Consider the following 13,154-nt stretch of genomic DNA (forward strand, 5'->3'; position numbering starts at 1 on the left):
CGGCCAGCACCGGGATCGCCGCGCTGCTGCGGGGCCCGGTACGTCGCGCCCGGGTCGTCACCAGCACGCCCACCGCCGTCTACCTGCACGTGCCCGGTGAGCGGTCCGGCGACGTCGTCGGCGTCCTGACCAGCGACGCAGCGAGACTGCCGCTCGGGTGCATCCTGTTCCGCCCCAGCACCGGGCGGCCGCTCGTGTCACCGGCCGCCGGCGCTCCGGCGGAGGTCGGCGGCGGGCGGATCGTCGTCGGTGACCTGGTGGTGAGCGCGGCCGCGTGGTGGGACCCCCATCCGCGGCTGCCCAGCCCCCGTCCGGCCCTGCTCCCCGAGGGCGTGCGCCAGCTGCGCACCACCCTCTACGGGGAGGGCGTCCCCCACAGCGCCTTCTCGCTGCCCGGCATGCCCACGGGCCCCGGCGGTCCGCTGGCCGCCCTCCGCGGCGCGGTCCGCCGCGCCGACCTGGACGCCGCGCTGCGCACGGCGTCCCGGCTGATCGGTCTCGGTCCGGGCCTCACCCCGGCCGGTGACGACGTCATGGCGGGCACGGTGGCCGGGCTGGTGCTGCTCGGCCACCCGGCCGCGGGACGGTTCGCCGCCGGGGTCACCGCCCTGGCCGCCGGACGGACCAGCGAGCTCTCGCGGGCGCTGCTGCAGCACGCCGCCGCCGGGCGGGTCAGCGGCGAGTACGCGGCGGTGCTGCACGCCCTCGTGGGCGAACGGCCGCTGGCGCCGGCCGTGGCGGCGCTGCTGGGCTCGGGCCGCACCAGTGGTCGGGCCACCGCACTCGGCCTCTGCACCGCCATCGACCTGGTCGACCGCACCGGGCGCTGCTGAGCGTCCCCCTCGGAGGTCAGTCGGACAGGTCGCCGCTCGCCACGGCCGGGACGAACGGGACGAGGGAGTCCCACTGGGCCAGCGTGCAGCCGTCCACGCGGGACAGCTGCAGGTCCACCGGCTCGCCGGCCCAGCGGCCGAGCACGTGCGCCGTCTCCGGCCCGCCGTACTGCTGGGTGCAGAACACGTCGTCGGGCAGCGGGGCGAACGGGCGCTCGATCCCGGCCAGGTGGTCGCAGGCCGCCTGGGCCGAGGGGTGGTTGCCCTCCACGAACCCCACACAGGTCAGCGTCCAGGTCTGCGGCGCGCTGCCGTCGCCGAGGTCGATCTCGACCTGCAGGTCGTTGTCGGCCTGGGAGATCCCGCCCGCGGCCGGGTCGCCGCCCGGCTCCTCCGGCGCCGAGGACGTGGCGGGGGCCGCCGCGCCGCCGTCGTCGTCGGAGCCGCAACCGGCGGCGAGAAGGAGGACGGCGGCCGGCACGAGCAGGGGCAGGAATCGGCGCATGTCCCCTCCGACGCACGAGACGGCCGAAAAGTTGCCGACCGCGGGATCGATGAGTCGCGTGCGGCGCACGAGCAACCGTTCCCGGGGATCTCTCAGAGACGCGAGGCGTGGATGCTGGTGACGAGGATGGCCCGGGCACCGAGCTCGTAGAGCTGATCCATGATCTGGTTGGTCTCGCTGCGCCGGACCATGGCGCGCACGGCCGACCAGCCGGCCCGCTGCAGGGGGCTGACCGTCGGCCCCTCGATGCCGGGCGTGATCTCCGTGGCCCGGGCGAGGATCTCGTCGGGGCAGTCGTAGTCGAGCATCACGTACTGCCGGGCGACGAGCACCCCCTGCAGACGACGCCGCAGCTGGGCCACCGCCGGGATCTCCTGGGCGCCCTCGCGGCCGACCAGGATCGCCTCGCTGGCCAGGACGGGTTCGCCGATGATCTGCAGCCCGGCGGCGCGCAGCGTCGTCCCGGTCTCGACGACATCGCACACGGCGTCGGCCACGCCCAGCCGGCAGGCGGTCTCGACGGCGCCGTCGAGCTTGACGACGTCGGCCTTGATCCCCGACTCCTCGAGGTACCGCTGCAGCAGCACGGGGTAGGCGGTGGCGATGCGCTTGCCGGCCAGCTGGTCGACCTGCTCGATACCGGAGCCCACGGGCGCGGCGAAGCGGAAGGAGGAGATGCCGAAACCCAGCGGCATGACCTCGACCGCGGCCGGACCCTCGCCGTCCGCCGGTGCGGTCTCGAGCAGCATGTCGCGGCCGGTGATACCGACGTCGAGGGTGCCGGAGGCGACGTAGACGGCGATGTCCCGCGGCCGGAGGTAGAAGAACTCGGTGTCGTTCTCGGGGTCGAAGACCACGAGGTCCTTGGTGCTGCGCCGCTGGCGATAGCCGCTCTCGACGAGCATCTCGGCCGCGGGCTCGCTCAGGACGCCCTTGTTGGGCACGGCGATGCGCAGCACTTCGTGGGCTCCTTCGACAAGTCTGTCCAGGCCCCGTCCCGAGGCTCGCCCCGAGCTAGCGAGGGGTGAGGAGGACGGGGTCCTTCTTCAGAGGTGAGCGTAGACGTCGTCGAGCGTCAGACCCCGCGCCAGCATGAGCACCTGCACCCGATAGAGGAGCTGGCTGATCTCCTCCGCCGTCCGCTCCTCGCCCTCGTGCTCGGCGGCCATCCAGGACTCGGCTGCCTCCTCGAGCACCTTCTTGCCGGCCGCGTGCACGCCGTCGCGCACCGCGGCGACGGTGCCCGAGGCGGCGTCGCCCGCGGCGACCTTGGCCGACAGTTCCGCGAACAGCGCGTCGAAGGTCTTCACCGCAGGCCTCCCGCCGGGTTCACGCCGAAGCCGGTGGACTGCTGCGGACCGCGCAGCCCGCGCAGCGTCAGGGCGGTGGAGAGCGCCGCGATGGCGGCCTCCCAGCCCTTGTCCTCGGCCGAGCCGGGCAGGCCCGCGCGGTCGCGCGCCTGCTCCTCGGTGTCGCAGGTGAGGACGCCGTTGGCGACGGGCGTGCCCGCGTCCAGCGCGACCCGGGTCAGCCCCGCGGTGACGGCGTCGCACACGTACTCGAAGTGCGGCGTCCCACCGCGCACCACGACGCCGAGCGCCACGACGGCGTCGTGCCGCTGGGTCAGCGCCTGGGCGACCACGGGGAGCTCGACGGCGCCCGGGGCGCGGACCACGGTCGGCTCGGCCACCCCGCTCGCGCGGGCCGCCTCGAGGGCGCGCGCCAGCAGGCTGTCGGTGATCTCGGCGTGCCAGGTGGTGGCGACGATGCCGAGGGTCAGCCCGGCGGCGTCCACCGGCTCGACGACGGGTGCACCACTGCCGCTCACAGCGGCTGCTCCCGCTGGCCCAGGGGCACGTCCGTCCCCGGCACCGTCGTGGCGTCCGGCGCATCGGCGGGGGCCGTGGCGACCTCCGGCTCGATGATGTCGAGCAGGTGACCCATCCGGTCGCGCTTGGTGCGCAGGTAGCCGAGGTTCTGCGACGTGACGTGGCTGGGCAGCGGCACCCGGCCGAGCACCTTGAGGCCGTAGCCCTCCAGCCCGGCCCGCTTGGCGGGGTTGTTGGTCAGCAGCCGCATGGTGTGCACGCCGAGGTCGACGAGGATCTGCGCGCCGGTGCCGTAGTCGCGGGCGTCGGCGGGCAGGCCCAGGTCGAGGTTGGCGTCGACGGTGTCCACGCCGAGGTCCTGCAGCTGGTAGGCCTGCAGCTTGTGCAGCAGGCCGATGCCCCGGCCCTCGTGCCCACGGATGTAGAGCACGATGCCGCGCCCCTCCTCGGCCACCGCAGCCAGCGCGGCCTGCAACTGCGGGCCGCAGTCGCAGCGCAGCGAACCGAAGACGTCACCGGTGAGGCACTCGGAGTGGACGCGCACGAGCACGTCCTCGCCGTCGCCGATCTCGCCGTACACGAAGGCGACGTGCTCGCGGTCGTCGTAGGAGCTCGAGTACCCGACGGCGGTGAAGGTGCCCGGCGCCAGCGGCACGGTCGCCTCGGCGACCCGCTCGACCAGCTTGTCGAAGCGCTTGCGGTAGGCGATCAGGTCGGCGATCGAGACCATGACGAGGTCGTGCTCGTCGGCGAAGACGCGCAGCTCCTCGCCGCGGGCCATCCCGGTCGGGTCCTTCTCGCTGACGATCTCGCACAGCACGCCCGAGGGGCGCAGGCCGGCGAGGACGGCGAGGTCGACGGCGGCCTCGGTGTGCCCGGGCCGGCGGAGCACGCCGCCGTCCTTGGCGCGCAGCGGGACGATGTGGCCCGGGCGGCTGAGGTCCTGCGCCGTCGTGTCGGGCGACGCGAGCGTGCGGATGGTCGTGGCCCGGTCGGCGGCGGAGATGCCGGTGCTGATGCCTTCGCGGGCGTCGACGGTCACCGTGTACGCCGTGCCGTGCCGGTCCTGGTTCACCCGGAACATGGGCGGCAGGTCGAGCCGGTCGGCGTCCTCCTCGGTCACCGCGACGCAGATGTAGCCCGAGGTGTACCGGACCATGAACGCCACCAGGTCCGGGGTCGCGAGCTCGGAGGCGAAGATCAGGTCGCCCTCGTTCTCACGGTCCTCGTCGTCGATGACGACGACGGGGCGGCCGTCCTTGATGGCCGCGATGGCGGTCTCGATCGAGTCGAGGCGGGCCAGGGGGCTCTCGTTCACCGACGGGCCTCCAGCAGCCGTTCGACGTACTTGGCGATCACGTCGACCTCCAGGTTGACGGGGTCCCCCGGGGCTCGGGTGCCGAGCGTGGTCTCGCGGAGGGTGGTGGGGATGAGGCTGACCTCGAACCAGGGCTCGGGGTCGGTGGCGCTGCTGACGGCGCTGACGGTCAGGGAGACGCCGTCGACGGCGATGGAGCCCTTCTCGACGACGTAGTGCGCGAGCCCCTGGGGCAGTCCGATGCGGACGACCTCCCAGTGGGTGCTCGGCTCGCGGCTCACGACGGTTCCGACGCCGTCGACGTGCCCCTGCATGAGGTGGCCGCCGAGGCGGGTGTGCGGCGTGACGGCGCGCTCGAGGTTGACGCGCACGCCGGCCTCTGCCTTGCCGAGGCTGCTGCGCCGGAGGGTCTCGGCCATGACGTCGGTGCTCCAGACGCCGTCGCGGACCTCGGTGACGGTCAGGCAGACGCCGTCGACCGCGATCGAGTCGCCCAGGGCGACGTCCTCGAGCACCTTCCGCGCGTGGATCTCCAGCCGCGCGGCGTCCGTCTGGTCCTCGCGGACGACGAGGGTGCCGACCTCTTCGACGATGCCGGTGAACACGTCAGCTCCCTTCCCGGACGGACTGTCGCCCACCAGTGTGCCGGGTGGGCCGCAGGCGGACCTGCACGTCCCCACCCATCGGGAGGAGCTCGACCGTCTCGAAGGACAGCGCGCCGGAGATCGAACTGATTCCCAGGTCACCCACCAGGGAGGGGCCGGACCCCAGCAGGATCGGTGCGAGATGCACCACGGCCTCGTCGACCAGGCCGGCCCGGAGGAAGGCGGCGGCCATCGTCGGGCCGCCCTCCAGCAGGACCCGGCGGACGTCGCGGTCGTACAGCTCGGCGAGCAGCTCCGCCGGTCCGGCCGCCCGGCTGACCAGCGTGGGCGCGGCGCCGTCGAGCACCCGGGCGGTGGCGGGCAGCCGGTCCCGGCGGTCGACGACCACGCGCAGTGGCTGCCGGCCGGCGTCGTTCCCGTCGGCGTCGCGCACCGTCAGCTGCGGGTCGTCGGCGAGCGCCGTGCCCGAGCCGACGACGACGGCGTCGCAGGTGGCCCGGAGCCGGTGGACGGCGGCACGCGCCTGCTCGCCGGTGATCCAGCGGCTGCTGCCGTCGGCGGCGGCGACCCGGCCGTCCAGGGTCGCCGCGACCTTCCAGACCACCTGTGGCCGGTGCTCCCGGACCCCGGTCAGCCAGGGCGCCAGGGCACCGAGCTCGGCGTCGTCCCGCTCCACGCCCAGCTCGACGTCGACGCCGGCCTCTCGCAGCCGGGACGCTCCCCCGCCGGCCACCTCCGTGGGTTCGGGGACGGCGACGACGACGCGGACCACCCCGGCGGCGATCAGCGCGTCGGCGCACGGGCCGGTGCGGCCGGTGTGCGCGCACGGCTCGAGGGTGACGACGACGGTGCCGCCGCGGGCGCGATCGCCCGCCTGCTGCAGGGCCACCACCTCGGCGTGCGGGCCACCGGGCGGCTGCGTGGCGCCCTCGCCGACCACGGTCCCGTCGGCCGCGAGGACGACGGCGCCCACGGCCGGGTTGGGGCTCGTCGTGCCGAGTGCGCCGAGCCCGAGTTCCCGGGCCCGGGCCATGGCGCTGGACTCGGCCGGGCTCATCCCGTCATCGCCGCGGCGGCCTGCGCGCGCAGGGCGGCGATCGCCTTGGCGGGGTCGTCGGCGCCGTAGACGGCGGAGCCGGCGACGAACATGTCGACGCCGGCCTCCGCGGCCTGCTCGATCGTGTCGGCGTTGATGCCGCCGTCGATCTCGACGATGAGCGTCAGGTGACCGGCGTCGACCAGCTCGCGGGCCTTGCGCGCCTTGGGCAGCACGTCGGCGATGAACGACTGCCCGCCGAAGCCGGGCTCGACGCTCATGACCAGCAGGGTGTCGAAGTCGGGCAGGACGTCGAGGTAGTCCTCGAGCGGGGTGCCCGGCTTGATGGCGAGACCGGCCAGCGCGCCGGCTGCCTTGAGATCGCGGGCGACGGCGCGGGGATCGGTGCAGGCCTCGGCGTGGACCGTGACGTTGCGGGCGCCCATCTCGGCGTAGCCGGGGGCCCAGCGTTCGGGGTTCTCGATCATCAGGTGGCAGTCCAGCGGCACCGGGCTGACCGCCTGGATCGCCTGGGCGACCGGGAGGCCGAGGGTCAGGTTCGGCACGAAGTGCGCGTCCATGACGTCGACGTGCAACCAGTCGGCGTCGGCGACCCGCTGCACCTCGGCGGCGAGGTTCGCGAAGTCGGCGGAGAGCAGGCTGGGGGCGATCATGGGCTCGCGGGACACGCCCGGAGTCTAGGTGGGGCGCCTCCGCCCCCCGACCACCTCTGCCGCCCCACCGTGCCCGCTGTGACCGACGGCACCCGGGAGCGCGAGGCCCGCGCCGGCCGCCGCTGGCCGGCCGGGCCGCCGCGCGACTGACGGCCGCGAGAACTGTCGGACCCCACCCCTATCGTCGTACACATGTTCGACACGGGTGGTGGGTTCGGGGTGGCGGTGGCCGTCGCACCCCTCGACCTGCCGTCCTGGCCGGACCCGGCGCCGCCACCGGGTGGAACGACACGGCCGTCGCGGCTGGGTGACGTGTTGCCGGTCGCCACCCGGAGCGAGGCGGAGATCGTCGCCGAGCTCGCGCGGGTGATCGCGGCGGAGTCGGCCCTCGCGGCCTACAAGGCGGAACTGGTGGTGGGGCTGGCCGCGCGGCGCCCGGACAGCGCCGACCGGATGATCGGCGCACCAGGGTCGGCGTCCGACGGCTGGATGTCCGGGCCGGGGCGTGAGCCGGTGCCAGGGGTGAGCGAGTTCTTCGCCGACGAGCTGGCGCTGGTGCTCAACTGCTCGCGGACGGCGGCCTCGGTGCAGGGCGATCTGTCCTGGGTGCTGGTCGAGCGGCTGCCGGCGACGTGGGCAGCACTGGCCGACGGCGAGCTGGACCGGCCTCGGGCTTTCGGCTTGGCCGCCGAGTTGAGCGACGCGGCCCGGGTGCTGGAGCCGGCCGTCCTGCGCCAGATCGAGGCGGCCGTGCTGCCGCAGGCGCGGAGGGTGTCGGTGACTCGACTGCGGACGCTGGCGCGGGCCGAGCTGCAGCGGCTGGACGCCGCCGCCGCCGACCGGCGGCGGAAGCGGGCCCAGAAGTCGGCCGACGTCACCATCACCCCGATGCCGGACGGCATGGCCGAGCTGCGTGTCTTCCTCCCCCAGCCGGCGGCCGCTGCGCTGCACGGCGCCATCGACGGTTACGCGCGCATGGCCAAGGCCGACGGTGATCCGAGTCCGATCGGGCAGCTGCGCGTGGGTGTGCTCGGTGACCTGGTGCTGCGCCCGTGGGACGAGTCGCGTCCGCCGGTGACCGCGCACCTCACCGTGCTCGCCGACCTGGGCACGCTCCGCGCCCGGGGCGGGGCGTCGGCCGCGGCCGCGGAGGTCGACGGGCAGCCGATCACCGCCGCACACCTGCGCGAACTGCTCGAACAACTCGACGCGCTGTGCCCTGGTGGCCTGCAGGCCCCGGCCGGCGGCACCCTGCACCTCGCGCTCACCCACCCGATCAGCGGCGCTCTGCGCGCGGTGGTCACCCGCGCCGAACTCGAACGGCTCGCCCGCCGCGGCTGCCCCGACCACCCCGACGGCACCTGCGAGTGCCCGCTGCTGCACCGGCCCGCCGACGTCGACCGCTACCGGCCCAGCCCGGCCCAGCGCCGGTTCCTGCGCACCCGCGACCGCACCTGTCGCCACCCCGGCTGCCGCACCTCCGTCGCCCGGACCGACCTCGACCACGTCGTCCCGCACGCCGACGGCGGCGCGACGAGTTGCCGAAATCTCTGTTGCCTCTGCCGCCGGCACCACCGGCTCAAGACCCACGCCTCCGGCTGGCGGTTCACCATGACCGCCGACGGCGCACTGACGGTGACCACCCCGAGCGGGGTTTCCCGCGTCACCCGACCACCGGGCTCCCGCGTCCCGGACCGGTCCGACGACGACCCGCCGCCCTTCTGAGGGGTTCCCGGCGGTCCACCATGATCACCGCATGCGATACGTCGACCTGAGCCACGTCGTCCGCTCGGGCATGGTCACCTACCCCGGTCTCCCCGTGCCCGAGATCGGGCTCCACCTGGGCTTCGACGAGTCGCGCGGCACCTACGCGTCAGGCACCGAGTTCCAGATCGGCCGGATCGCCATGGTGGGCAACACCGGCACGTACCTGGACACCCCCGCGCACCGGTATCGAGAAGGCCACGACCTGGCCGGACTGCCGCTGGAGCGCTGCGCGGGGCTCCCGGCGGTGGTCGTCCGGGCGGCCGGCCGCGGACACCCCCTCGGCGCCACCCCCTTCGCCGGCCTGGACGTCGCCGGCGCGGCGGTGCTCGTGCACACCGGCTGGGACGCCCACTGGGGCACCGAGCGATACCTGGACCGCGACCACCCGCACCTGACCGAGGACGCCTGCCGAGCGCTCGTCGACGGCGGCGCCGCCCTGGTCGGCATCGACTCGGTGAACATCGACGACACGCTGGGCGACGCCCGGCCCGCCCACACGGTGCTGCTCGGCGCCGGCATCCCGGTCGTCGAGCACCTGACCGGGCTGGCGGGGCTCCCCGACGCCGGCGCCGTCTTCTCCGCCGTGCCCGTGGCGGTCGAGGGCCTGGCCACCTTCCCTGTGCGCGCCTTCGCCACCCTCGACTGAGGGCCGCCGGTCAGCGGATCCGGCGGAGCAGCGCCATGAACATGGCGTCGGTGCCGTGCCGATGCGGCCACAGCTGCCCGTAGTCCCCGCGCGCGATCCCCGGCACCTCGGGGAACAGCGGCGCCACCGGGATCACCTCGACGTCGTCGCGCGCGGCGGCGACGTCGACCACGCCGACGGTCTCCTCGGTGTGCGGTGAGCAGGTCACGTAGGCGACCACTCCCCCGGGCCGTACGGAGGCCAGCGCACCGGCCAGGAGCTCCACCTGCAGCTCCACCAGCGGGGCGACGTCCTCGGTCGTGCGGCGCCAGCGCACCTCGGGACGCCGGCGCAGCGCCCCCAACCCGGTGCACGGCGCGTCGAGCAGCACGCGGTCGAAGGACCCCGCCTGCCACGGCGCCTCGCGCCCGTCGGCGGCCAGCACCTCCACGTCGGCCTCGTCGCGCAGCGCCTGCCGCACCAGGTCGGCACGGTGCGGCGCCCGGTCGGCGGCGGTGAGCCGCACGCCCTCGGGCCGGACCGCCGCCAGCAGACCGGCCTTGCCGCCGGGACCGGCGCACATGTCCAGCCACGCCCGGTCGGGCCCGTCCAGCGGCGCGCGGGCCAGCAGGAGCGCGGCGAGCTGGCTGCCCTCGTCCTGCACGGCCGCGCGGCCGGAGCGCACCGACGCCAGCCGTCCCGGGTCGCCTCCGGGCAGCCGCACCGCGTAGGGGGACCACGGGCCCGGCTCCGCCTGCGCCTCGGCGGCCAGTTCGTCGCGCGGGATCCGCCGGGCTACCAGGTGGACCTCCGGCGCGGCGTCGTCGGCCAGCAGCGCGGTCTCGAGCTCGTCGTCCCCACCGAGGGCGTCGCGCCAGGCGTCGACGATCCACCGCGGGTGGTCGGTCGCCAGGGCCAGCTGCCGCTCGGGATCGCCGCCGAGCGCGGCCAGCCAGGCCGCGCGGTCACCGCCGGCGGCGACCTTCCGCAGGACGGCGTTGACCAGCCCGGAGGCGCCGGTGCCGACGATCGCCCGCGTGAGGTCGACCGTGGTGTCGACGGCGGCGTGCGACGGCACGCGCAGGTCGATGAGCTGGTAGGCGCCGAGCCGCAGCAGGTCGAGCACCCGCGGGTCGAGCTCGGTCAGCGGCCGGTCCACGAGCGTGGCGAGGACCGCGTCCAGGGTGCCGGCGGCACGCAGGGTGCCGTAGGCCAGCTGGGTGGCGAAGGCCGCGTCGCGAGGGTCGAGGTCCCGCTCGCGCAGCAGCTGGGGCAGCAGCAGGTTGGCGTACGCGTCCCGCGAGGAGACGCCGTCGAGGACGTCGTAGGCGGTCAGCCGCGCGCCGTCGAGCGGCCGGTTCCGCGCCTGGGGGCGAGGTCGGCTCCCCCGCCGCGGGCCACCCGAGGGGCGGCGCGGCGGGCGGGTCACTCCCCCACCTTCTCGCCGGGCGCCGGACGCGCTCCGCGCGCCCAGTCGGTCGCCGGGATCATCCGCTTGCCCGCGGGCTGCACCTCGCCGAGCCGGACGGTGCCCTTGCCGGTGCCGGCGTGGACCTCCCCGGAGCCGACGAGCAGCTCCCCCGGCTCCAGCGCCGGACCGTCGGGGGCTGGGATGACCGGGCCCAGCCGCAGCCGGTCCCCCCGCCACGTCGTCCAGGCGCCCGGCGCCGGCGTCACCCCGCGGATGCGCCGGTCCACCACGTGGGCCGGCAGCGCCCAGTCGACGCGGGCGTCGGCGGGCTCCACCTTCGGCGCCAGGCTGATGCCCTCCGCCGGCTGCGGCTGCGGTTCCAGGGCACCGGCCGCGATGCCGTCGAGGGTGGCCACCAGGAGCTGGGCGCCGCTGACGGAGAGCCGCTCCAGCAGGTCACCGGCGGTGTCGCGGGGGCCGATGGGCTCAGTGACCGTGCCGAAGACCGGTCCGGTGTCGAGGCCCGCCTCCAGCCGGAACGTCGCCGCACCGGTGATCTCGTCGCCGGCCATGACCGCGTGCTGCACCGGCGCCGCGCCCCGCCAGGCGGGCAGCAGCGAGAAGTGCAGGTTCACCCAGCCGTGCGTCGGGACGCCGAGGACCGCCTGCGGGATCAGCGCCCCGTAGGCGACCACCGGCGCGCAGTCGACCGCCAGCGCGGCGAGCTGCTCCTGGAACTCCGGCTCGCGGGGCGAGCGGGGCTGCAGCACCGGGATGCCGGCGGCGTCGGCCCGCTCCGCCACGGGCGACCGGCTGAGCCCGCGCCCGCGGCCGGCGCGGGCGTCGGGCCGGGTGAGGACGGCGACGACGTCGTGGTCGGACGCCAGCAGCGCCTCGAGCGAGGGGACGGCGGGCTCCGGGGTGCCGGCGAACAGGAGTCTCAGTGGGGACTCACCTTCACGACCGGCGTGGGCACCGGCTCGCCGGCCGGGAGGTACGACTGCTCCCCGGCCCACTCGGCGTCGCGCAGCACGGCGAGGGCCGCCTCGCGGGCCTCGGCGTCGAGCCGGTCGACGAACAGGACGCCGTCCAGGTGGTCGACCTCGTGCTGCACGGCCCGGGCCAGCATGTGCGAGCCCTCGACGCGGATCGGGTCGCCGTGCATGTTCCAGCCGGTGGCCGCGACGTAGAGATGGCGTCGGCAGTCGAACCTGAACCCGGGGATGGAGAGGCAGCCCTCGGGATCGATCTGCTCCTCGTCGCCGACCGGGGTCACCTCGGGGTTGACCAGGTGGCCCACCTCGCCGTCGACGTACCAGGTGAACACCCGCAGGCCGACGCCGATCTGCGGCGCCGCGATCCCGGCACCCCCGGCGGCGTGCATGGTGTCGGTGAGATCAGCGACGAGCTGCTGCAGCTCCCTGTCGAAGTCGACCACCGGGGCCGCCGGAGTGCGGAGTACGGGGTCGCCCATGAGGCGGATCGGGGTGACGCTCACCGGTCGATCGTATGCGGGACGCTGCCGGCCCCTGCGTCCAGCGCGGAACGGACGGCGGCGGCGACGTGCAGCGCCGTCGTCGGGAAGGTCGGCACGTCGACGTCGTCCGGCCCGAGCAGCAGCTCGATCTCCGTGCAACCGAGGATCACGCCCTGTGCTCCCCGGGCGACCAGCCGGTCGACCACCTGCCGGTAGGTCCGGCGGGAGGCCTCGCGGACGACGCCGAGCCCCAGCTCCTCGTAGGTGACGGGATCCTGCCATTCTCAGACGAGGTCGAGCGGGTCCAGCTGGACGCGCACGTGCTCGGGCACCTTCTTCGCGCTGCGGACGCCCTGGACCCCGGTCAGCGCGTGCGCCAGCGCCGCACCGGAGGCGCGCGGCACCCGGACCAGGTAGCGCTCGCGCTCCCCCTCCTGGCCGGGGCGTGGACGTTCGGGCACCGGCCCGAGCAGATCGGCGTCCGCGGGCAGCCGCAGCGCCTCGAGGAAGTCGGTCAGCGCGGCCGGGGAGCCGGAGAGCGACGCCATGCGGGTCACCGGCGGGAAGCCGAGCTCCCGCCGGTCGGCCAGTTCCCGGGCGGCCAGCCACGCCGGGTCCCACCGGACCAGGGCCTGGACGACGGGGTGGCCCGCATCGGCCGCGACGACGACGTGCCCGCCGGCCGAGGCCGGCCGCACGAGGGCGGCGGCGTTCATCCACCGCCGCAGCGTCTCCTCCCCCGCGCGCAGATCGGCCCGCCCCAGCAGGGCCCACGAGTCCAGCAGCAGCGCCGCTCCGTACCCGCCCTCGGCCACCGGCTCGGCTCCCGGCGTCGACACCACCAGCGATGCCCCGCCCGGGACGGTCGCCAGCACCCCCGACGTGCTGCCCGACGTGCGCACCGCCGCCCCCGGGAAGGCGCGGGCCAGCTCCTCCGCCGTCCGGGACTCGCCGATCACCGAGGCGCGCAGCTTCGTGCCGTGGCAGTGCGGGCAGTCGAAGGTGGCGGCGGGCCGGGCGCACCACCGGCAGGCCGGGATCCGCGCCCCGCCCGGTCCGGGCCGCGGTGAGATC

15 protein-coding genes and 1 pseudogene are annotated in these 13,154 nt (G+C 75.4%); 3 read left to right on the forward strand and 13 right to left on the reverse strand.

Annotated features, from left to right (window positions below; all coding sequences use genetic code 11):
- A partial coding sequence (locus BN344_RS00345; protein ID WP_040337705.1) for an oxamate carbamoyltransferase subunit AllH family protein occupies positions 1-833 on the forward strand: 833 nt, incomplete at its 5' end.
- A gap of 16 nt (positions 834-849) precedes the next feature.
- On the opposite strand, the gene BN344_RS19760 is transcribed toward BN344_RS00345, so the two are convergent.
- From BN344_RS19760 to rpe, 8 genes are all read right to left on the reverse strand, one after another.
- Complete coding sequence (locus BN344_RS19760) at positions 850-1,338, reverse strand: SSI family serine proteinase inhibitor (protein WP_197022204.1); 489 nt, start codon at positions 1,336-1,338, stop codon at positions 850-852.
- A gap of 92 nt (positions 1,339-1,430) precedes the next feature.
- A complete protein-coding gene (gene hisG / locus BN344_RS00355) occupies positions 1,431-2,297 on the reverse strand; it encodes an ATP phosphoribosyltransferase (protein ID WP_040336578.1) in 867 nt (288 codons plus the stop codon).
- A gap of 87 nt (positions 2,298-2,384) precedes the next feature.
- A complete protein-coding gene (locus BN344_RS00360) occupies positions 2,385-2,648 on the reverse strand; it encodes a phosphoribosyl-ATP diphosphatase (protein WP_040336579.1) in 264 nt (87 codons plus the stop codon).
- On the reverse strand, positions 2,645-3,166 hold the full coding sequence (gene ribH / locus BN344_RS00365) for a 6,7-dimethyl-8-ribityllumazine synthase (protein WP_051515377.1): 522 nt from the start codon (positions 3,164-3,166) through the stop codon (positions 2,645-2,647). The genes BN344_RS00360 and ribH overlap by 4 nt, the downstream gene beginning before the upstream one ends.
- On the reverse strand, positions 3,163-4,485 hold the full coding sequence (locus tag BN344_RS00370) for a bifunctional 3,4-dihydroxy-2-butanone-4-phosphate synthase/GTP cyclohydrolase II (protein WP_040336580.1): 1,323 nt from the start codon (positions 4,483-4,485) through the stop codon (positions 3,163-3,165). Before BN344_RS00370 ends, ribH begins: the two co-directional genes overlap by 4 nt.
- On the reverse strand, positions 4,482-5,090 hold the full coding sequence (locus tag BN344_RS00375) for a riboflavin synthase (protein WP_040336581.1): 609 nt from the start codon (positions 5,088-5,090) through the stop codon (positions 4,482-4,484). The genes BN344_RS00370 and BN344_RS00375 overlap by 4 nt, the downstream gene beginning before the upstream one ends.
- A gap of 1 nt (position 5,091) precedes the next feature.
- On the reverse strand, positions 5,092-6,147 hold the full coding sequence (ribD, locus tag BN344_RS00380; protein WP_040336582.1) for a bifunctional diaminohydroxyphosphoribosylaminopyrimidine deaminase/5-amino-6-(5-phosphoribosylamino)uracil reductase RibD: 1,056 nt from the start codon (positions 6,145-6,147) through the stop codon (positions 5,092-5,094).
- Positions 6,144-6,815 (reverse strand): ribulose-phosphate 3-epimerase, encoded by a 672-nt coding sequence (gene rpe, locus BN344_RS00385; RefSeq protein ID WP_231486379.1) that lies wholly within the window; start codon positions 6,813-6,815, stop codon positions 6,144-6,146. The genes ribD and rpe overlap by 4 nt, the downstream gene beginning before the upstream one ends.
- A gap of 177 nt (positions 6,816-6,992) precedes the next feature.
- Between rpe and BN344_RS00390 the strand changes: the two genes are divergently transcribed.
- A complete protein-coding gene (locus BN344_RS00390; RefSeq protein WP_051515378.1) occupies positions 6,993-8,525 on the forward strand; it encodes an HNH endonuclease signature motif containing protein in 1,533 nt (510 codons plus the stop codon).
- A 31-nt stretch (positions 8,526-8,556) separates the two neighbouring features.
- Entirely contained in the window at positions 8,557-9,213 is a 657-nt protein-coding gene (locus BN344_RS00395) for a cyclase family protein (protein WP_040336583.1), read from the forward strand.
- Between the two features lie 10 nt (positions 9,214-9,223).
- On the opposite strand, the gene BN344_RS00400 is transcribed toward BN344_RS00395, so the two are convergent.
- The 5 genes and pseudogenes from BN344_RS00400 to BN344_RS20450 form a co-directional block, all read right to left on the reverse strand.
- The gene (locus tag BN344_RS00400) at positions 9,224-10,621 is read right to left on the reverse strand and encodes an RsmB/NOP family class I SAM-dependent RNA methyltransferase (protein ID WP_040336584.1); all 1,398 of its coding nucleotides are present in this window, start codon (positions 10,619-10,621) and stop codon (positions 9,224-9,226) included.
- On the reverse strand, positions 10,618-11,619 hold the full coding sequence (fmt, locus tag BN344_RS00405) for a methionyl-tRNA formyltransferase (protein ID WP_231486380.1): 1,002 nt from the start codon (positions 11,617-11,619) through the stop codon (positions 10,618-10,620). Before fmt ends, BN344_RS00400 begins: the two co-directional genes overlap by 4 nt.
- Positions 11,544-12,101 carry a peptide deformylase gene (gene def / locus BN344_RS00410; protein WP_040336585.1) on the reverse strand — a complete coding sequence of 186 codons (558 nt, stop codon included), beginning with the start codon at positions 12,099-12,101 and terminating at the stop codon, positions 11,544-11,546. Before def ends, fmt begins: the two co-directional genes overlap by 76 nt.
- Positions 12,098-12,334, reverse strand: a complete 237-nt coding sequence (locus tag BN344_RS00415) for an aspartate/glutamate racemase family protein (protein ID WP_081788278.1) — start codon at positions 12,332-12,334, stop codon at positions 12,098-12,100. The genes def and BN344_RS00415 overlap by 4 nt, the downstream gene beginning before the upstream one ends.
- Before the next feature lie 30 nt (positions 12,335-12,364).
- Positions 12,365-13,154, reverse strand: a pseudogene (locus BN344_RS20450) (primosome assembly protein PriA); the annotation flags it as partial.

The sequence above is a fragment of the Candidatus Blastococcus massiliensis AP3 genome (assembly GCF_000582785.1).
Lineage (GTDB): Bacteria > Actinomycetota > Actinomycetes > Mycobacteriales > Geodermatophilaceae > Blastococcus > Blastococcus massiliensis.